Below are 16,857 nucleotides of genomic sequence, written 5' to 3'. Positions count from 1 at the left end.
GGCCCGGCACGGCCGCGCCGGCGACCGGGCGGGGTCGCGGCGCGGCCGTGCACGTGGCCGGTCAGATCGTGGCGACGGGCCCGGAAGGGGACGCGTAGCGGGCGCCGGCCGGCGGCCGGGCGTCGGACGGCTGGGGTGCCGGTGCGGGCTGCTCCCCTACGGGCTGGCAGTGCGGGCACAGTTCGTGGCGGCCGAGGTCGGTGATGATGGTCCCCCATCCGCGACAGTACGTGCAGTCGCGGGCCAGAGCGGGATCGGCGTGGGGAGCGGGGCTGGCCCCGTCGGTCATACGGCGCTTCCTCCGATGCGTCTCTTGTGTCGCCTTTGCATCATTTGTACGTGATCCGCACCACTCCCGCCAAATACGTGTTCGACGATGACGTGTCGATCGGCATCCGGTCGGCCGCGAGCGCAGCGCGGCGGCGCGGGAAGTCTGCCACGAACGACCGTCATTTGTCCGGGGTGTGGACGACGTCGCATCGGCGGACCGCGCGGCGGGGGGTCCCCGCGGAGGGGGAAGAGCCTGCGGGAACGGCCCCGGGTCCTGCCGGCGCCCCACGCGGTCCCGGCCGGCGGGGCGACAGCCGGCCGGTGCGGCGGCGCGCACAACACGGTGGCCGCCCGCGGCGAGCGCGGGCGGCCATGACCGGTACGCGCCGGGGCGCGCGCCTCAGTGAGGCTTCGTCGCCGGTTCCAGGACGAAGACCGGGATCTCACGGTCGGTCTTGGTCTGGTAGTCCGCGTAGTCGGGCCACGCCGCGATCGCGCGCTCCCACCACTCCGCCTTCTCCTGGCCCGTGACCTCTCGCGCCGTCATGTCCTGGCGCACCGGTCCGTCCTGGAGCTCGACCCGGGGGTCGGCCACCAGGTTGTGGTACCAGACGGGGTGCTTCGGGGCGCCGCCCTGGGACGCGACCACGGCATAGCTTCCGTCGTGCTCCACGCGCATCAACGGGGTCTTGCGGATCTTGCCGGACTTCGCGCCGAGCGTCGTCAGGACGATCACGGGCCTGCCGCGGAGCGTCGTCCCCTCGGCACCGCCGGATCGCTCGTACAGCTCGACCTGATCGCGGACCCACTGCTCCGGGCTCGGCTGGTACTCACCCACCAAAGGCACGCCGTCCTCCATTTCTCCGTGTGTCACCGTAACCCCGCCAACACCATCAGCCACCTCGCGCATTCCCGGTCGGACCGGCCGCCACACGCCGGGCGTACCGCCGGTCAGCCGGACGGCGGCAGGACGGTCGGGACGGGCACGGCAGGCATCCCGGGGACATCCGGGTGCCGGGCGGAGCGGCGGAGCCCGCACCGGGCACCTGGGCGGCACCATCGGGGCAGACCCCGGACACAAGGAGAGAACCCCATGGAACTCGGGCTGCACATCGCCGACTTCACGTGGACGGGCGGCGCCCCCGCCCTCGGCCCCGCCCTCGCCCGGTACGCCAGGGACGCGGAGGCGGCCGGCGTCACCCGCATCACCGTGATGGACCACTTCTGGCAGCTCGGCGGCGACCTCGGCCCCTACGAGCACGAGATGCTGGAGGCCTACACCACCCTGGGCTTCCTGGCCGCCCACACCGAGCGGGTGCTGTTGCACACCCTGGTCACCGGCGTCGTCTACCACGAGCCCGCCGTCCTGGCGAAGAAGGTCACCACCCTCGACGTCCTCTCCGGCGGCCGGGCCGGCCTCGGCGTGGGCGCGGCCTGGAACGCGGACGAGTCCAAGGGCCTCGGCATCCGGTTCCCCGAGGTCAAGGAACGCTTCGAGCGACTGGAGGAGACCCTGCAGATCTGCCTGCAGATGTGGTCCGGCGACGAGGCACCGTACGCCGGTGCGCATCACACGCTCGACCGCACCCTCAACTCCCCGCAGAGCCTGTCCCGGCCGCACCCGTACCTGATGATCGGCGGTTCCGGCGAGAAGAAGACGCTGCGTCTGGTCGCCCGGTACGCCGACGCCTGCAACATCTTCGCCGGGCCCGAGGCCGCCCGGAAGCTGGAGGTCCTCAAGGAGCACTGTGCCGCGGTCGGCCGCGACTACGCGGACGTCGAGAAGACCACCACCCTCGCGGTCGGCCCGGACACCACCCCCGACGACCTCACCGCGCGGGCCCGGGCCATGGCGGAACTCGGCTTCGGTGCGGCGTACGTCTACAGCCACCAGATCCGTGAGCCCGCCCGTGTCGTCGACCTGCTGGCCGCCGTGGTCCCGCGGATCGCGTAGCCGGCGGTGCGGCGCCCCGCCCCGGCTCAGGCAGCCGGGGCCGCGGGCCCGACGAGTTCCTCCAGGACGTCCTCCATGGTCACGTAGCCGAGGAGCGTGCCGTCCTCGTCCGCCACGGCGGCGAGGTGGGAGCCGGCCGCGCGCAGGGCGGTCAGGGTGTCGTCCAGCGGCGTGGCGCACCGCAGCCGGATGACCGGCCGGATCGCCGCGCGGGGGAAGGGGCGGTCGCGGTCGGTGACGCCGAGGGTGTCCTTGATGTGCAGGAAGCCCAGGACGTCCCCGTCGGACCCGGTGACCGGCAGCCGGGAGTAGCCGGAGGCGGCCGCCAGCCGTTCCAGTCCGTCCGGGGTGACCTGGGCGTCGACGGTGACCATGCGGTCGGCGGGCACGAGGATGTCGCCGACCGGCCGGGTGCCGAGTTCCAGTGCGTCCCGCAGCCGTTCGGTGCCGGAGGCGTCGAGCAGTCCCGCGGCGTTGGAGTCCTGCACCAGACGGGCGAGTTCCTCGTCGGTGAAGGCGGCGGTGACCTCGTTCCGGGGCTCGACGCGCAGCAGCCGCAGCAGCGTGTTGGCGAAGGCGTTGATCCCGAAGATCACCGGCCGCAGGGCGCGGGTCAGGCCGACCAGCGGCGGACCGAGGAGCAGCGCGGTCCGCTCGGGGGCGGCCAGCGCCACGTTCTTCGGGACCATCTCGCCGAAGAGCATGTGCAGGTACGTGGCCGCGGCGAGGGCGATCACGAACGCGATCGGGTGGACGAGCCCGTGCGGCACGTGCGCGGCCTCGAAGCCGGGCTCCAGCAGGTGGGCGATGGCGGGCTCCGCGACCGCGCCCAGCACCAGCGAGGAGACGGTGATGCCCAGCTGCGCCGTGGCCAGGAGCGCGGACAGGTGCTCCAGGCCCCACACGACGGTTCGGGCCCGCTTGTCACCGGCCTCGGCGCGCGGCTCGACCTGACTGCGCCGCACCGAGATCAGGGCGAACTCACCGCCCACGAAGAAGGCGTTGGTCAGCAGGGTCAGGGCGCCGATGGCGAGTTGCAGTACGGTCATCGCGCGTCCTCCGGGATGCGGGCGACACGGACCCGCTCGGCCACGTGGTGGTCGACGCTCAGCACGCTGATGCGCCAGCCGTCGACCTCCGTCTGGTCGCCACGGGCGGGTATGCGGCCGAGCGAGGTGGCCATCAGTCCGGCCACGGTCTCGTACGGGCCCTCGGCGACGGTCAGCCCGATCTCGGCGAGCTGGTCGATGCGGACGTTGCCGTCGGCCTCCCACGCGCCGTCGCCGGACGGTGCCAGGTCGGGGCTCTCCTGCGGGTCGTGCTCGTCGCGGACGTCGCCGACCACCTCCTCCACGACATCCTCCACGGTGACGACGCCGGCGGTGCCGCCGTACTCGTCGATGACCACAGCCATGGTGCGGCGGCTGCGCATGCGTTCCAGGAGCCGGTCGACGGGCAGACTGTCCGGCACCAGCAGCGGCGCGGTGGCCAGCGCGGTGACGGGTGTGCGGCCGCGCGCGGCGGCCGGGAGGGCGAGGACGTCGCGGATGTGCACGGTGCCGACGACCTCGTCGATGCTGTCCCGGTAGACCGGGAAGCGGGACAGGCCGGTGGCCAGGGTGAGGTTCGCGGCGTCGGCGGCGGTGGCGCGGGACTCCAGGGCCCGTACGTCCACGCGCGGGGTCATGACGTTCTCCGCGGTCAGCTCGCTCAGGTGCAGGGTGCGCACGAACAGCTCCGCGGAGTCCGGCTCCAGCAGGCCCGCGGCCGCCGAGTGGCGGGCCAGCGCCATCAGCTCGTCCGGGGTGCGGGCGGAGGCCAGTTCCTCGGCGGGTTCGAGGCCGAAGCGGCGCACGAGACGGTTCGCCGCCTCGTTCAGGTGCCGGATGAACGGTCCGAAGACGGCGGTGAAGCCGCGCTGCGGTCCGGCCACGGTCCTGGCCACGGCCAGCGGGCGGGAGATCGCCCAGTTCTTCGGCACGAGCTCGCCGATCACCATCAGGACGACCGTGGACACGCCCACGCCGAGCACGGTCGCCAGCGAGGACGCGGCGCCCTCCGGCAGCCCGGTGGCCCGCAGCGGGCCGGTCAGCAGCACCGCGAGGGACGGTTCGGCGAGCATGCCGATGACCAGCGACGTGACGGTGATGCCCAGCTGCGCGCCGGACAGCTGCAAGGTCAGCCGGCGTACCGCCTTCAGAGCGCCGCCGGCGCCGCGTTCGCCGGCGGCAGCGGCCCGCTCCAGCTCGCCGCGCTCGACCGTGGTCAGGGAGAACTCCGCCGCGACGAACACCGCGCAGGCCAGGGTCAGCAGCAGCGCCAGCAGCAGGAGGAGGACTTCGGTCACCGTGTCACCCCCGCTCCCCCGGCTCGGCGGTTCTCAGGGGGAATGACACGGTCGGTACTGGGAGGGTGGTCCATCGCGGGAACCGCGGCTCCTTCTCGGGCTCGGAACGGTGACGTTTCCCCCAGGGTAAAGGACGCGCAAAGGTGCCCGGTAGGGGCAGCCTCCGGCGGCCGGCCGGGCGCGGGTCACCCGTTCGCGCCGCCCGGGAACTCCCGGCCCCGGCGGCGCAGTTCAGCATGCGGCCCGCACGGGGCCGACGGAACCACATACGAAGGAGTGAACGCCGCGATGGTGTTCGAACGGCTGCTCGGGGCGCTCGGCGTGGGCGGGCCCTCGGTCGACAAGGTCCTCACCGGGGGCCCGGTCCTGCCCGGCGGCACGCTGTACGGACAGATCCACCTGGCAGGCGGCGACACGGACGCGGACATCCACGCCGTCGTCCTGGAACTGGTCGCCCGGGTGGAGGCGGAGGGCGGCCACGGGTACGGGGACGAAGACGGGGAGCACGAGGGCGTCGTCGTCTTCGACCGGACCGTGGTCGGCGGTGGTTTCCGCCTGCCGGCCGGCGCGCGGCACACCCTGCCGTTCTCCGTGCCCGTGCCGCGGGAGACGCCCGTCACCGAGTTGCACGGGCGCAGCCCCTCGGTATCACCCTCGGCGTCCGCACGGAGCTGGAGGTGGCGGGCGCCCGTGACAAGGGCGACCTCGACGCGCTGAGCGTCGCGCCGCTGCCCGCGCAGGAGGCGATCCTGGAGGCCCTCGGGCAACTCGGCTTCGGCTTCACCGCCGCCGACCTGGAACTGGGCCACCTCCGCGGCACCGGCCGGCGGCTGCCGTTCCACCAGGAGATCGAACTCGTGGCCCCGGCGTCGGTACGCGCACGCCGTCAGTGAGATCGAACTGACCTTCCTCGCCCACCCGGCCGGCGTCGAGATCGTTCTGGAGGCCGACAAGCACGGCGGCCTCTTCTCCGAGGGCCACGACCGGGTCGACCGCTTCGCCGTCGGCCACGCCGCTGTGCTCCGCACGGACTGGACCGCGGAGGTCGACTCCTGGATCCGGCGGCTCGTCGACCGGCACGGCGGACCCGGCTCCCCCGCGGCGTACGGTCACGACCACGGTCACGGTCACCATCACGACGACGACCACCACGGATCCGGCATGGGCGTCGGCACGGCCGTCGCCGCGGGCGCCGCCGGCCTGGCGGCCGGAGCGGTCGGCGGCTACCTGGTCTCCGAGGCGGTCGACGAGTTCTTCGACGCCGAGGACAACGACGCCGACGGCAACGAGGGGTACGACGAGAACGACGAGGACGACGAGGACGATGAGTCCTGAAGCGACGCCGATGCCCGCCGAGCACGAGCCGGCGTGAGCAGCACCGGGGCCCGGGCCGTGCGGCCCGGGCCCCGGTGCGCTGTGCGCTGTGCGGGTACGAAGGTCAGCGATGCGCCTTCGCACGGTCCAGGGCGGCGACACCCACCGCGGCCAGGGCGATCTGGATGAGCCATTCGACCCAGTCGACGCCGTTGGTGTCCGCCACGCCCACACCCGCCGCGATGGCCGAGCCGATCAGCGCCGCCACGATGCCGATCAGAATGGTCCAGATCACGCCGATGTGCTGACGCCCCGGGACCAGCAGACGTCCCAGAATGCCGATGATCACGCCGATGATGATGGCACTGATGATGCCTGAGATCTCCATGGCCGCCTCCCTGTGAACAAGCTCGTCGCCCGTCATGTGCCCCCTATCGCCCCCCGCATGCCGACCACTTGCCGAGGACCGGCCCACGGCTCGCCCGGGGACGGGCCTTGGGCCTTCCGGGCGGAGCGCCGGGCGACACGCACGACGTCCCGCCCCGCCGCCGGAGGTGGTGCTGTGATCGTTCCGATCGGTCCGAACCGACCGGTCGCAGCGATCAGCCGTACCGCATCGAGGAGCGCCATGGCCGCCGCCGCACAGGACTTCGCCGGGCTCGGCGGGGCGATCGACGTCCACGCCCACTACATCACCCCGTCCTACCGCGAGGCGCTGACGGCCGCCGGGCACACGCGCCCCGACGGCATGCCGGCGATCCCCGAGTGGAGTCCGGAGAGCGCCCTCGCGCTGATGGACGAGACCGGTGTGGCGACGGCGATGCTGTCCGTCTCCTCCCCCGGTGTCTCGCTGGGGGACGCGGCCGCCGCCGCGACGCTGGCCCGTGCCGTCAACGAGGAGGGCGCGGCCGTCGTCAGGGAACATCCCCGGCGGTTCGGGCTGCTGGCATCACTGCCGCTGCCCGACGTCCCGGCCGCGCTCGCGGAACTCGGCCACGCCCTGGACGTGCTCGGCGCGGACGGGGTGATCCTGCTGACCAACTACGACGGGGTGTATCTCGGCGACAGCCGCTTCGCACCGCTGATGGCGGAGCTGCACCGCCGCGAAACCGTGGTGCTGCTGCACCCGACGTCCCCGGTGTGCGGGGAGCGGACGGCCCTTGGATTCCCGCGCCCGATGGTCGAGTTCCTCTTCGACTCGACGCGCGCGGTCGCCGAACTCGCGCTGCGTCACGTGCTGGAGCGCTGTCCCGGCATCCGGTTCGTCGTGCCGCACGCGGGGGCGGCGCTTCCCGTGATGGCGGACCGGATCGCGGTGTTCGCGCAGATGTCCGGGACCGGCGTCGACGTCCTGGCGGCGCTGCGCGCACTGCACTACGACGTGGCGGGCGCCGCACTTCCGCGCGCGCTGCCCGCGCTGCTCTCCCTCGTCGACCCCGACCGGCTGGTGTACGGCAGCGACTACCCGTTCACCCCCGCGCCCGTCGTCAAGGACCTGGCTGCCGCGTTGGCCGCCACGGGAGTACTCGACGCGGCCGGGAAGCATCTGGTGACCTCGGGCAACGCGCGCAGTCTGTTCCCCCGTCTGACCCGGCTGACCGGATAGCCGCCCGACAGCGCCTCGGGAACGACGCCGGGGCGGCGGGTCTCCCCGCCGGCACGCCCCGGCCCACGACCGCGCCCCGCCCCCGGGCGCGGCGATCGGGTTGCCGGGGTGCCGGTGCCCCCGACGGGCCGCGGGTCAGCGCACGACCCGCGGCGGGGTGGCGGTGCCGTGGACCCGCTTGGCGTGCCGGGCGTACAACCGCGGCGCGAGGAGCGGCATGACCATCCGGGCGGGCCGCGGGGCCTCGGTGAGGACCGCCTTGATCACCTCGGGGTCCCCCTCGTACATGGCCATGCCGAAGGCGAGCGGGAGTGCCTTCTTCGGCACCGCACCCATGCCGTGCTCACCGAGCTGCCGCCACTCGGTCGCGGTGACGTACTTCTCGGCCAGGGGAAGGATCCGCTCCTTCTCCATCGCCATGTGCTCCAGCAACGTGACCAGCAGCCGGTCGAACGCGTCGGCGAGCTCGTGCCCGCCGCGCGCGGTGGACCTCCACTCCGGCAACAGGCGCATCGCCGCGCCGTGGGCGGCCTCGATGGCGTGGTGCTGCTCCTCCATCACCGGCACGATGGCCTCGGCCTCCTCACCGCCACGCTCGTGGAGCAGCGGCCAGAGGATCACGTCCTCGCCCTCGTGGTGGAAGTGCAGGATGTCGCAGACGAGTTGGACATGGGCGCCCACGACCTCCGAGCGCTTGGTGTCGTACGGCTCGACGTCCCGAACGAGTTTCGGGAGCAGGCCGAATTCACGACGGAGCATGGTGTGCGCCATGTACATGTCTCGCACATCGGCCATGGCTTCGCGGGTGGCGGGATTCACTGGCTCCTCGTTCGGATTGCTGTCACAACGTGTGCTGGCTGGCGGCAGCCCCTCTGTACCCCGACACGGTTCGGAGCGGATCGCGATCACCTTTCAGTCTCGGCCGCCGTGGGCCTCCCGCGGCCGGAACTCGTTTCCACCAGCCACTCCGACAGTGTCAATAGTTGAAGGATATATCAAACATTGCGTCCTTCGTGGGTGATGACGCCGCGGTGGGCGCGGCGCCGTACCCGGCCGACCCCCACAGACGGAACACGGGCCGGGCAGTACCCCGGTGTTCCCGGGACTCCCGTTCCCCGGACCGGGCGTCTTCCGGAGGCGTCACCCGGACCGCCACGGGGGAACGCCCCGCGCCAAGACCCCCGACAGGCTCGGCACGGGGCGCTCCCGTATTCCCGGCGTGGGTCTCCCCACAGATCCACGCCGGGAGTCTTCTGCGCGACCCGTCCACAGCGCGGGTCGCTCGCATCACGGCCACAACGGCGGTGTGACGCCGCCGGCCTGCCCGACCGGCGCGAGTGACACCGTAGCAAACCAAAATGTCTTGCAAAGATTGTCATGGCGAGGACGCCCCGACAAAACGCGCATTCTCGGCTGATTCACCGGGCGTCGCCGCACGCGGTATGCGCCCAGAAATACATCGTGTCACAATGAATGGTGTGAACGATGCCGGACTCTGCGGGGCGGCCCCGAACGACCCTTCCGCCCCGTTCCGCCGACCGGAGTCGCAGCAGAACTGTGACCGTGTCACCACGTGCCGTACTAATCTGTGGAGCAGGCGGACCGACGTGTCCCCGCGCCTCGCGCGCGCTTCTCACGGAAGCGACGACGGGGACGTTCGGTTCGCCACACCAGGACGGAGCCGGAGCCGAGGATGAGAGGGCGCATGGCTTTCATCACGCACACCGCTCGTGACATCGAGGCCACCGCTCGGGCGCTCCAGGACGAACTCCAGCGCCTCGAGGCACAACAGCACGGGCTGGAGCGGGAACTGGCAGCAGTCCTCGCGCACCTCGGCTCCGTGCGCAGGGCCCTCGGTGCTCTTCAGAAGCTGATGCCCACCGAGTCCCGCGACCTCGACGACGTCACCGGTGGTTCCGTCCCGGTGCCCGTGACGCATCCGGCCGAGTCCGCGGCCACGCAGGGCACCTACGGCCGGCTGACCGAGCAGATCCTGGAGTACCTGGCCACCACCGGCGGCACCGAGGTCCGCGCCCGCGACGTCGCCGCCGCTCTGGGCCGCGACGCGAACGCGGGCAGCATCAACGCGGTGCGCAGCACGCTCGACCGGCTCGTCGGCGCCTCCCGGGTGCGGCGCACGGGGCGCGGCCTCTACCGAGCGGCCTCCTGACCGGCCCCTTTTCACGGTGCCCTACGGCGACGCTTCGGCTGTTGGCTGTGGCTTTTGTCATGTGCACCTCATATATGACGTCAGGCGACGTGTTTGTCATTGACTGACACTCGTGTCTATAGTCGACGCCATAGTCCGGGACAGTCCCCGGACGGACCGGAAAGGAGCTCAGACATGGCCACCACCCCCGCCCCCGGCACACCCTGCTGGGCCGAACTCGGGTCGCCCGACCCCCGGGTCGCGGCGACCTTCTACCGCGCCCTCTTCGGCTGGGAGTTCGCGCAGGGCGATCCGCACACGAGCCACCGCACGGCCCTGCTCCACGGGCGGCCGGTGGCCGGGCTCCGGCCCGTGAGCGAACCGGCGATGACGGGCTGGACGACGTTCATCGGCGTGACCGACACCGCCAGGAGCGCCGCCGCCGCCGCTGCCGCCGGCGGCAGCGTCCTGTCCTCGTCCGACGGGGACGTGCATGTCACCGACCCCGGCGGTGCGCGGTTCGCCCTCCGCGGGACCGGGGCACGGCCCGCCGCCCCGGCAGGGACCCGCGAGCCCGGGACCTTCGCGTGGAGCGAGCTCATCACTGACGACGTCCACGCTTCGGCCGCGTTCTACCGCGAGCTGTTCGCGTGGGAGGTGGGCGCCCCCGAAGCGCCGCTGGGCCGTCGCGCCGTGCACCTCGCCGACACGCGGGTCGCCCTGCTGCTGCCCCGTCCGCCGGCGATGTCCCCGGAGATTCCGCCGTACTGGGACGCCTACTTCACCGTCGAGGACCCGGCGGAGGCCGCCGTACGCGCCTCGGACGCGGGCGGCACCGTGCTCATGGCGCCCACCGACATGGGCGCGGGCCGCATCGCCGTGCTGCTCGACCCGCTGGGCGCGGTCTTCACCGTTCTCGCGCACCGGAAGTGAGGGAGACCGACCATGTCCGTCACAGGAAAGACCGGCATTGTCACCGGTGCCGGAGCGGGGCTCGGCGAAGCGACGGCCAAACGCCTCGCCCGTGAGGGCGCGCAGCTCGTCGTGGCCGACGTGGACAGCGCGGGCGCCGAACGGGTGGCACGCGAGATCAAGGCCGCGGGCGGCGAGGCGACGCCCTTCGAGGCCGACGTCCGGGTGCTCCAGGACACCGCGCGGCTCGTGGAGTTCACCGTCGCCGCGTACGGCCGGCTCGACATCGCCTTCAACAACGCCGGGATCACACCCGGGCTGGTGGACGTCCACGAGACGGCGCCGGCCGACTGGGCGCGCGTCATCGACGTCAACCTCACCGGTATCTTCCACAGCATGCGGGCGCAGTTGTCCCGCCTCCTCGCGCAGGGCGACGGTGGGGCGATCGTCAACATGGCGTCCACCGCGGGCCTCATGGCGCACGCCGGACGGGCCGCCTACGCGGCCTCCAAACACGGCGTCATCGGTCTGACGCGTTCCGCGGCCGTGGAGTACGCCCGGCGGGGCATCCGCGTCAACGCCGTCGCACCGGGCCCGATCGACGCCCCGTCCGCCCGCGCGCTGCCGCCCGAGGTCCGGGCGGCGATCGCGGCGAAGACGGCGATGAACCGCACGGGGGACGTGGAGGAGGTGGCCGCGGTCGTGAGCTTCCTGCTGTCCGACGACGCGTCCTTCGTCACCGGCTCCGTCTACGAGGTCAACGGCGGCCAGACGCAGCTCTGAACCCGTCCTGGTCCTGGCCCCGGCAGAGGATGACAGGAATGTCCACCTGCGGCTCCGTTGTCAGTGACGGATAGGCTGTCCCCATGAGCAGCCCAGACGCAGCCCGATCAGGCCTCCGGGAGATGACGCGGCAGACGGTGCGGTCGCAGATCGCCGACCGGGCGATGGCGTTGTTCATCGAGCACGGTTTCGACAGGACCACCATCGAGCAGATCGCGGCCGAGATCGGCATGTCCGGGCGGAGCGTCGCGCGCTATTTCGCCAGCAAGGAGGACATGGTCGTCGGGAACCTGACAGCCATCGGTCAGGGCATCGCCGACCGGCTGGCGGCCCGGCCCGTGGACGAGCCGCTCTGGGCGGCGCTGCGGCACGCGCTGGACGGCCATGTCGAGGCCCTCGACCGCGATCCCGACGGCAGGCTCCTCGCCACGTCCCGGATGCTCGCCGCGACGCCGGCGCTGCGGGGGGCGCTGGCGAAGAAGCAACTGGAGTGGCAGGAACTGCTGGTCCCCCTCGTCGCGGCCCGACTCGACGGCGAGCGGCGGGAGTTGCGGGCCCGTGCCATCACCGCGGCAGTACTGGCCTGCCTCAACACGGCCGTCAACGCGTGGACGGAGAGCGGCGGCACCGAGCGCGTCGAGGTTCTGCTCGACGTGACCCTGGAGGCCGTCGCCTCCGCCGCCGCGCACGCGCACTGATCACGCAGGGCCCGCCCTCCTCTCACCTCTCCGCACCTCTCCTCATCCCTCCGCACACGTTCCTGCGCCGGAGCCGGAACAGGATCCGGCACATACGCCTTAGATTATAGTGAGTATCTAAGAGGCGTGGCACGCCTCCATGAACGAGAGGGATCGACATGTCCACAGCATCGGCCGGAACGGCACTCATCACCGGCGCGACGGCGGGCCTTGGCGCGGCCTACGCGGAGGAACTCGCCGCGCGCGGCCACGACATCGTGATGGTCGCCCGCGACCAGGCCCGGTTGGAGAAGGCCGCCGCGAGCCTGGCGGAGCGGTCGGGCCGCGCGGTCTCGGTCGTGCGCGCCGATCTGTCCACCGCCGAGGGCATCAGGGCCGTCGAGACCCGCCTGGCCTCCGACGCGGCGATCGACGTCCTGGTCAACAACGCCGGCAGCGCGTTGTTCGGGCCCCTGTCGGCGGCGGATCCGGATCAGCTGGAGTCGCTCATCACGCTCAACCTGACCTCCGTCACCCGGATCGCGGCGGCCGCCGCGAAGGCGTTCGCCGGGCGCGGCGCGGGCTCGATCGTCAACATCTCGTCCGCGTTCGCGCTGAACATCCCGCCGGTGGGCGCGGTGTACGGCGCGGCCAAGGCGTACGTGATCGCGTTCACCCAGGCGCTGGCCCAGGAGTTCGCCGACTCCCCGGTACGCGTCCAGGTCGTGGTCCCGGGCGCGCTGGAGACGACGATCTGGGACGGTTCCGGCATCGAGCTGCACCAGCTGCCCAAGGAGGCGGTCATGTCGCCGCGGGACGCGGCCCGGGCCGCCCTCGCCGGTCTTGACGCCGGTGAGCTGGTGACGATCCCCTCACTGCCGGAGTACGACACGTGGAAGGCCTACGACGAGGCCAGGCTCGCGCTCGCCCCGGTGCTCTCGCTGTCGCAGCCGGCGAAGCGCTACACCGGGCAGTCGTAGCCGTCGTAGCCCGTCGTCACGGTCGCCGTGCACCGCGGGCCTGGTACCCCCCTGCCGAGGGGGGCACCAGGCCCGCGGCCCGCGTGGTCGGTCAGGCGCCTTCCGCGGTGCGGTGGGGGTGCGCCGGGTACACGCCCATGAAGCGCACCTCGGAGGAGAAGAATCGCAGTTCCTCCAGGGCCAGGGCGACCCGCTTCTCGTCCGGGTGGCCCTCGATCTCGATGTAGAAGCGGCTGGCCGCGAGCCCGGCGCCGACCTGGTAGCTCTCGATCTTGGTGAGGTTCACGGCGTTGCTGGAGAAGCCGCCCAGCGCCTTGTACAGCGCGCTCGGGATGTTCCGCACGGAGAAGAAGAGGCTGGTCATCATCGGCTCGCCGGTGACCGCAGGGAGCTGTGCGTCGCGGGCCAGCACCACGAAGCGCGTGGTGTTGTCGTGGGTGTCCTCGACGCCGCTCGCCAGCACCTGCAGCCCGTAGAGGGCGGCGGCACCGGGCGGGGCCAGGGCCGCGTGCCGCGGGTCGCCGAGCTCGGCGACCTCGCGGGCGGCACCGGCGGTGTCGTCGCTCACCAGGGTCTGCCAGCCGCCCTCGCGGATGATCTTCCGGCACTGGCCCAGCGCGTGCACGTGGCTGCGGACGCACTTAACGTCCTCCAGCGACCCGCCGGGAACGCCCATCAGGTCGAAGCGGATGGGCAGGAAGTACTCGGCGATGATCGACAGGCCGGAGTCGGGGAGCAGGTGGTGCACATCGGCGACGCGGCCGGCGGCGGAGTTGTCCATGGGGATCACCGCGAGGTCCGCGGTACCCAGCGTCACCGCCTCCAGGGCCTGCTCGAAGGTCGTGCAGGGCAGGTCGCGGCTTCCGGGGTACAGGTCACGGGCCGCGGCGGCCGAGTTCGACCCCGGCTCTCCCTGGTAGGCGATGGTCACCATGTGCGTGTCGGTATCTCCGGCTCGGGGCTGGCCGCGACCGTCGGTCGGCGGTGCGTACGGGACCGGCGCGGGCAAGCGCGCCCGGACCCACTCCCCGCATGCTACTGGGATCATCCGCGAAACCGTGCGGGCCGACCGCCCGGGCGGGCCCGCGGCGGCACGCCGGCCGGGGCCCGCGAGGGCGGGTGTTCACCAGGGCAGCGGCCCGCTGCGGTCCGTGAACGTGCCGGTGGGGCCGTCCTGCCCGATCGTGGCGAGCATCACGATCGCCTCGGCCCCCTCCTGGGGGCTCTGGATGCCGTCGCCGCTCAGGCCGTGCAGGTCGGTCGCGCTGAAGCCGGGCTCGACGGCGTTGACCCGCATGGCGGGCAGGCCCCTGGCGTACTGGACGGTCAGCATGTTCACCGCGGCCTTGGCGGACGAGTAGACCGGCGTCACGAAGTGCGACTCGTGCCGGTCCGGGTCCTGGACCACGCCGAACGAGCCGAGCCCGCTGCTGACGTTCACCACGACGGGGCTGTTCGACGCCCGGAGCAGCGGCAGGAAGGCGTGCGTCACGCGCACCAGGCCGATGACATTCACATCGAGGACGGTGGTCATGTGGTCGGCCGTCGCCTGCTCGGCGTTCACCATGCCCTCGAAGACACCGGCGTTGTTGACCAGGACGTCCAGGCGGCCCTCCTGCCGGCGGAGCTCCTCCGCCGCCGCGGTGACGGAGGCGTCGTCGGTGACGTCGAGCTGCAGGAAGCGGGCACCGAGGTCGTCGGCGGCGGCCCGGCCGCGTGCGGTGTCACGGGAGCCGATCCAGACGGTGTGACCGCGCTCGACGAGCTGCCGGGCGGTCTCGCGGCCCAGCCCCTTGTTGCCGCCGGTGACGAGTGTGATGGTCATGTGGGTTCCTCGAAGGGTGTCGGTGTGGTGTCGGGTACGGGGTGGGCATCGGGAGCGGCCCTCGGCCGCGAACGGGTGCCCACGGCGTCGAGCCGGGCCGTCGCGTCGGCGTGCGGTCCCCCGCCGGTCCCGGCCCGTCGACCACTGTGCGCGGGTGCCGCCACGGACGGCAGTGTCCCCGTGTTCATGGGAGCGAGAGGGCCAGGCACGCGACGGCCCGGCGCGGTTACGGTCGACGGCATGGACGGTACGAACGCACTCGGCGAGTTCCTCCGCGCGCGCCGGGGTCTGGTGTCGCCGGAGGAGGCCGGCATCACCCCGGGCGGGCTGCGGCGTGTCCAGGGCCTGCGGCGGGAGGAGGTCGCCCTGCTCGCAGGCATCAGCGCGGACTACTACCTGCGGCTGGAGCAGGGACGCGACCGCAACCCCTCCGCACAGGTGCTCGCCTCGATCGCCCGGGTCCTGCGGCTGGACGACGACGCCACCGCCCATCTGCTCGCACTGGCACGGACGGGGGCGGCCGGGCGGGCGCGGGTACGGACCGCGGCCCGCAAGCCGCGACTGGAGCAGATGCCGCACAGCATCCGGCAGTTGATCGACGGCTGGCCCGCCAACCCGGCCTGGGTGCAGAACAGGTTCTTCGACGTCCTCGGGGCGAACGCGCTCGGCGCGGCCCTGTCACCGAACAACACCCGCGGCGTCAACCTGCTGCGGGCGGCCTTCCTCGATCCTGCCGAACGAGCCCGGCGCCGGGACTGGGAGGCGGTGACCCGCGAGGGTGTCGCGACGCTGCGCGCCCAGGCCGGGCCGGGAGCCGAGGACCCCCGGCTGAACGACCTCGTCGGCGAACTGTCCCTGCGCAGCGAGCGCTTCCGTCAACTGTGGGGACGCCACGACGTACGCCCGCAGAAAGGCCACGTCACGCGGCTGACCCACCCCCTGGTCGGCGACCTGGACCTGATGGCGGACAAACTGTCCGTCGGCGGCACCGACGGTTTCGTGCTGGTCGTCCTGCATGCCGAACCCGGCAGCCGCGACGAGGAACTCCTGCGCCTGCTGGGCAGTCTCGCCGTCTCCGGCAGCGGCGCACGGCCGGTGGGGCAACGTTCGGCGGAGCATCCGCCCGCCGGGCACGACCGCCCCGGCACCGACGAGTCCTGAGCGCGATACCCCCTCGGACCGTCCTACGGGTGCGTGGTCTCGCCGGCCGGCGTCGCGGCGTCGCGGACGGCCTCGAGGATCTCCTCCGAGAGGGGTGACCCCGCGGTGGCACGGGCGAGGAGCACACCACCCACGAGCGTGGCCAGGCCCGCCAGTCCGGCCTTTCCGGGGGCGACCCACCCGGCCATGTCACGGACCCCCGCCACGTAGGGAGCGCGCCACTCGGGTTGCCGTGCGACGTCGCCGCCGAAACCGGCCGCCGGGCATCCATCGCCCAGGGAATCGCGGTGCTCGGTGGAGAGGTACCGGTCGCGCAAAGCGGAGACCGCCGCGTCGTGGCCGCCGAACTCGGCGTCCAGTGCGGCCAGGTACTGCAGCATGTCCCCAAAGCCCTTGGCCTGGGCCTCGCCGACCAGGGCGTCCTTGGAGGCGAACTGCTTGTAGAAGCCGCCCTGGGTCAGACCGACCGCCTGCATGACGTCCACGACACTGACGTTGGCCACGCCCCGCTCACGGAAGAGCCGGGCGGCGGCCTCCACCACCCGCTCCCGGTTGGCCTGCGCCTCGGCCTGCGACACCCTGCTCATGTCCGGTCCACCTCTTCTCGCACGTCCGGTGAGATCCGTCGCGCGGGTGACCGGCGGCTCCGCCCGGTTGGGTAGCGGCCCCGGTGCGACTGCGACCACCCGTTCGATGATACGCGTCATCTATCGGTCCCGGGCGCAGGGCCTGCCGTCACATCCCCTCCCCCGGCGGCGGCTGGGCGAACCGCGGGGCCGGCCCTTCGGGCGGCCGGCGCCAGTGTGACCACAGGGACTAAGCTCGTGGCACGGCATCGCGTGCCGGTCACCGACCGGGTGAGGCATGGAGGTGCCCGTG

Annotated in this window: 17 protein-coding genes and 1 pseudogene; 9 read left to right on the top strand and 9 right to left on the bottom strand. The window is 72.5% G+C overall.

Annotated features, from left to right (window positions below; genetic code table 11):
- Nucleotides 1–61: 61 nt before the first annotated feature.
- Nucleotides 62–289 (bottom strand): hypothetical protein, encoded by a 228-nt coding sequence (locus tag ACIP98_RS13435; protein WP_401975687.1) that lies wholly within the window; start codon nt 287–289, stop codon nt 62–64.
- A gap of 381 nt (nt 290–670) precedes the next feature.
- Nucleotides 671–1,117, bottom strand: a complete 447-nt coding sequence (locus ACIP98_RS13430) for a nitroreductase family deazaflavin-dependent oxidoreductase (RefSeq protein ID WP_319657783.1) — start codon at nt 1,115–1,117, stop codon at nt 671–673.
- Nucleotides 1,118–1,363: 246 nt separating this feature from the next.
- Between ACIP98_RS13430 and ACIP98_RS13425 the strand changes: the two genes are divergently transcribed.
- Complete coding sequence (locus tag ACIP98_RS13425) at nt 1,364–2,224, top strand: LLM class F420-dependent oxidoreductase (protein ID WP_319657784.1); 861 nt, start codon at nt 1,364–1,366, stop codon at nt 2,222–2,224.
- A 26-nt stretch (nt 2,225–2,250) separates the two neighbouring features.
- Here the strand turns inward: ACIP98_RS13425 and ACIP98_RS13420 are convergent, their stop codons facing one another.
- Both ACIP98_RS13420 and ACIP98_RS13415 read right to left on the bottom strand, forming a co-directional pair.
- Nucleotides 2,251–3,273, bottom strand: a complete 1,023-nt coding sequence (locus tag ACIP98_RS13420) for a hemolysin family protein (protein ID WP_319657785.1) — start codon at nt 3,271–3,273, stop codon at nt 2,251–2,253.
- A complete protein-coding gene (locus tag ACIP98_RS13415; protein WP_401975683.1) occupies nt 3,270–4,571 on the bottom strand; it encodes a hemolysin family protein in 1,302 nt (433 codons plus the stop codon). The genes ACIP98_RS13420 and ACIP98_RS13415 overlap by 4 nt, the downstream gene beginning before the upstream one ends.
- 288 nt (nt 4,572–4,859) lie before the next feature.
- Here ACIP98_RS13415 and ACIP98_RS13410 point away from each other — a divergent pair.
- A pseudogene (locus ACIP98_RS13410) lies at nt 4,860–5,906 on the top strand (sporulation protein).
- 103 nt (nt 5,907–6,009) lie between these two features.
- Here ACIP98_RS13410 and ACIP98_RS13405 read toward each other — a convergent pair.
- Complete coding sequence (locus ACIP98_RS13405) at nt 6,010–6,273, bottom strand: GlsB/YeaQ/YmgE family stress response membrane protein (protein WP_319657787.1); 264 nt, start codon at nt 6,271–6,273, stop codon at nt 6,010–6,012.
- A 240-nt stretch (nt 6,274–6,513) separates the two neighbouring features.
- On the opposite strand from ACIP98_RS13405, the gene ACIP98_RS13400 reads away from it, so the two are divergent.
- Nucleotides 6,514–7,491, top strand: a complete 978-nt coding sequence (locus ACIP98_RS13400; protein WP_401975680.1) for an amidohydrolase family protein — start codon at nt 6,514–6,516, stop codon at nt 7,489–7,491.
- Nucleotides 7,492–7,626: 135 nt separating this feature from the next.
- Here ACIP98_RS13400 and ACIP98_RS13395 read toward each other — a convergent pair whose 3' ends face one another.
- Nucleotides 7,627–8,286: a hemerythrin domain-containing protein gene (locus ACIP98_RS13395; RefSeq protein WP_401975677.1), complete on the bottom strand. Its 660-nt coding sequence runs from the start codon at nt 8,284–8,286 to the stop codon at nt 7,627–7,629.
- A gap of 910 nt (nt 8,287–9,196) precedes the next feature.
- Between ACIP98_RS13395 and ACIP98_RS13390 the strand changes: the two genes are divergently transcribed.
- From ACIP98_RS13390 to ACIP98_RS13370, 5 genes are all read left to right on the top strand, one after another.
- Complete coding sequence (locus ACIP98_RS13390) at nt 9,197–9,661, top strand: hypothetical protein (RefSeq protein ID WP_319657790.1); 465 nt, start codon at nt 9,197–9,199, stop codon at nt 9,659–9,661.
- 174 nt (nt 9,662–9,835) lie between these two features.
- Entirely contained in the window at nt 9,836–10,573 is a 738-nt protein-coding gene (locus ACIP98_RS13385; RefSeq protein ID WP_319657791.1) for a VOC family protein, read from the top strand.
- Between the two features lie 12 nt (nt 10,574–10,585).
- Nucleotides 10,586–11,335 (top strand): SDR family NAD(P)-dependent oxidoreductase, encoded by a 750-nt coding sequence (locus tag ACIP98_RS13380; RefSeq protein ID WP_401975672.1) that lies wholly within the window; start codon nt 10,586–10,588, stop codon nt 11,333–11,335.
- A gap of 83 nt (nt 11,336–11,418) precedes the next feature.
- On the top strand, nt 11,419–12,033 hold the full coding sequence (locus tag ACIP98_RS13375; protein WP_319657793.1) for a TetR family transcriptional regulator: 615 nt from the start codon (nt 11,419–11,421) through the stop codon (nt 12,031–12,033).
- Between the two features lie 158 nt (nt 12,034–12,191).
- A complete protein-coding gene (locus tag ACIP98_RS13370; protein ID WP_319657794.1) occupies nt 12,192–12,992 on the top strand; it encodes an SDR family NAD(P)-dependent oxidoreductase in 801 nt (266 codons plus the stop codon).
- A 91-nt stretch (nt 12,993–13,083) separates the two neighbouring features.
- Here the strand turns inward: ACIP98_RS13370 and ACIP98_RS13365 are convergent, their stop codons facing one another.
- The gene (locus ACIP98_RS13365; RefSeq protein WP_319657795.1) at nt 13,084–13,926 is read right to left on the bottom strand and encodes a prephenate dehydratase; all 843 of its coding nucleotides are present in this window, start codon (nt 13,924–13,926) and stop codon (nt 13,084–13,086) included.
- Nucleotides 13,927–14,115: 189 nt separating this feature from the next.
- On the bottom strand, nt 14,116–14,817 hold the full coding sequence (locus ACIP98_RS13360; protein WP_319657796.1) for an SDR family NAD(P)-dependent oxidoreductase: 702 nt from the start codon (nt 14,815–14,817) through the stop codon (nt 14,116–14,118).
- Nucleotides 14,818–15,057: 240 nt separating this feature from the next.
- Here ACIP98_RS13360 and ACIP98_RS13355 point away from each other — a divergent pair, with 240 nt between their 5' ends.
- Nucleotides 15,058–15,978: a helix-turn-helix transcriptional regulator gene (locus ACIP98_RS13355; protein ID WP_319657797.1), complete on the top strand. Its 921-nt coding sequence runs from the start codon at nt 15,058–15,060 to the stop codon at nt 15,976–15,978.
- 23 nt (nt 15,979–16,001) lie between these two features.
- Here the strand turns inward: ACIP98_RS13355 and ACIP98_RS13350 are convergent, their stop codons facing one another.
- Nucleotides 16,002–16,565 (bottom strand): TetR family transcriptional regulator, encoded by a 564-nt coding sequence (locus ACIP98_RS13350; protein ID WP_319657798.1) that lies wholly within the window; start codon nt 16,563–16,565, stop codon nt 16,002–16,004.
- Nucleotides 16,566–16,857 lie beyond the last annotated feature (292 nt).

The organism is Streptomyces sp. NPDC088354, from assembly GCF_044753585.1.
In the GTDB taxonomy this organism is placed as follows: Bacteria; Actinomycetota; Actinomycetes; order Streptomycetales; family Streptomycetaceae; genus Actinacidiphila.
The sequence above is the reverse complement of the archived record's forward strand: the minus strand, read 5'-3'. Positions and strand labels throughout refer to the sequence as shown.

Coding starts and splice junctions, on each gene's coding strand:
- ACIP98_RS13395 (WP_401975677.1), bottom strand. CDS start 8,286: ATGGCCGATGTGCGAGACATGTACATGGCGCACACCATGCTCCGTCGT.
- ACIP98_RS13420 (WP_319657785.1), bottom strand. CDS start 3,273: ATGACCGTACTGCAACTCGCCATCGGCGCCCTGACCCTGCTGACCAAC.
- ACIP98_RS13425 (WP_319657784.1), top strand. CDS start 1,364: ATGGAACTCGGGCTGCACATCGCCGACTTCACGTGGACGGGCGGCGCC.
- ACIP98_RS13375 (WP_319657793.1), top strand. CDS start 11,419: ATGAGCAGCCCAGACGCAGCCCGATCAGGCCTCCGGGAGATGACGCGG.
- ACIP98_RS13355 (WP_319657797.1), top strand. CDS start 15,058: ATGGACGGTACGAACGCACTCGGCGAGTTCCTCCGCGCGCGCCGGGGT.
- ACIP98_RS13365 (WP_319657795.1), bottom strand. CDS start 13,926: ATGGTGACCATCGCCTACCAGGGAGAGCCGGGGTCGAACTCGGCCGCC.
- ACIP98_RS13385 (WP_319657791.1), top strand. CDS start 9,836: ATGGCCACCACCCCCGCCCCCGGCACACCCTGCTGGGCCGAACTCGGG.
- ACIP98_RS13360 (WP_319657796.1), bottom strand. CDS start 14,817: ATGACCATCACACTCGTCACCGGCGGCAACAAGGGGCTGGGCCGCGAG.
- ACIP98_RS13400 (WP_401975680.1), top strand. CDS start 6,514: ATGGCCGCCGCCGCACAGGACTTCGCCGGGCTCGGCGGGGCGATCGAC.
- ACIP98_RS13380 (WP_401975672.1), top strand. CDS start 10,586: ATGTCCGTCACAGGAAAGACCGGCATTGTCACCGGTGCCGGAGCGGGG.
- ACIP98_RS13350 (WP_319657798.1), bottom strand. CDS start 16,565: ATGAGCAGGGTGTCGCAGGCCGAGGCGCAGGCCAACCGGGAGCGGGTG.
- ACIP98_RS13370 (WP_319657794.1), top strand. CDS start 12,192: ATGTCCACAGCATCGGCCGGAACGGCACTCATCACCGGCGCGACGGCG.
- ACIP98_RS13435 (WP_401975687.1), bottom strand. CDS start 289: ATGACCGACGGGGCCAGCCCCGCTCCCCACGCCGATCCCGCTCTGGCC.
- ACIP98_RS13405 (WP_319657787.1), bottom strand. CDS start 6,273: ATGGAGATCTCAGGCATCATCAGTGCCATCATCATCGGCGTGATCATC.
- ACIP98_RS13390 (WP_319657790.1), top strand. CDS start 9,197: ATGGCTTTCATCACGCACACCGCTCGTGACATCGAGGCCACCGCTCGG.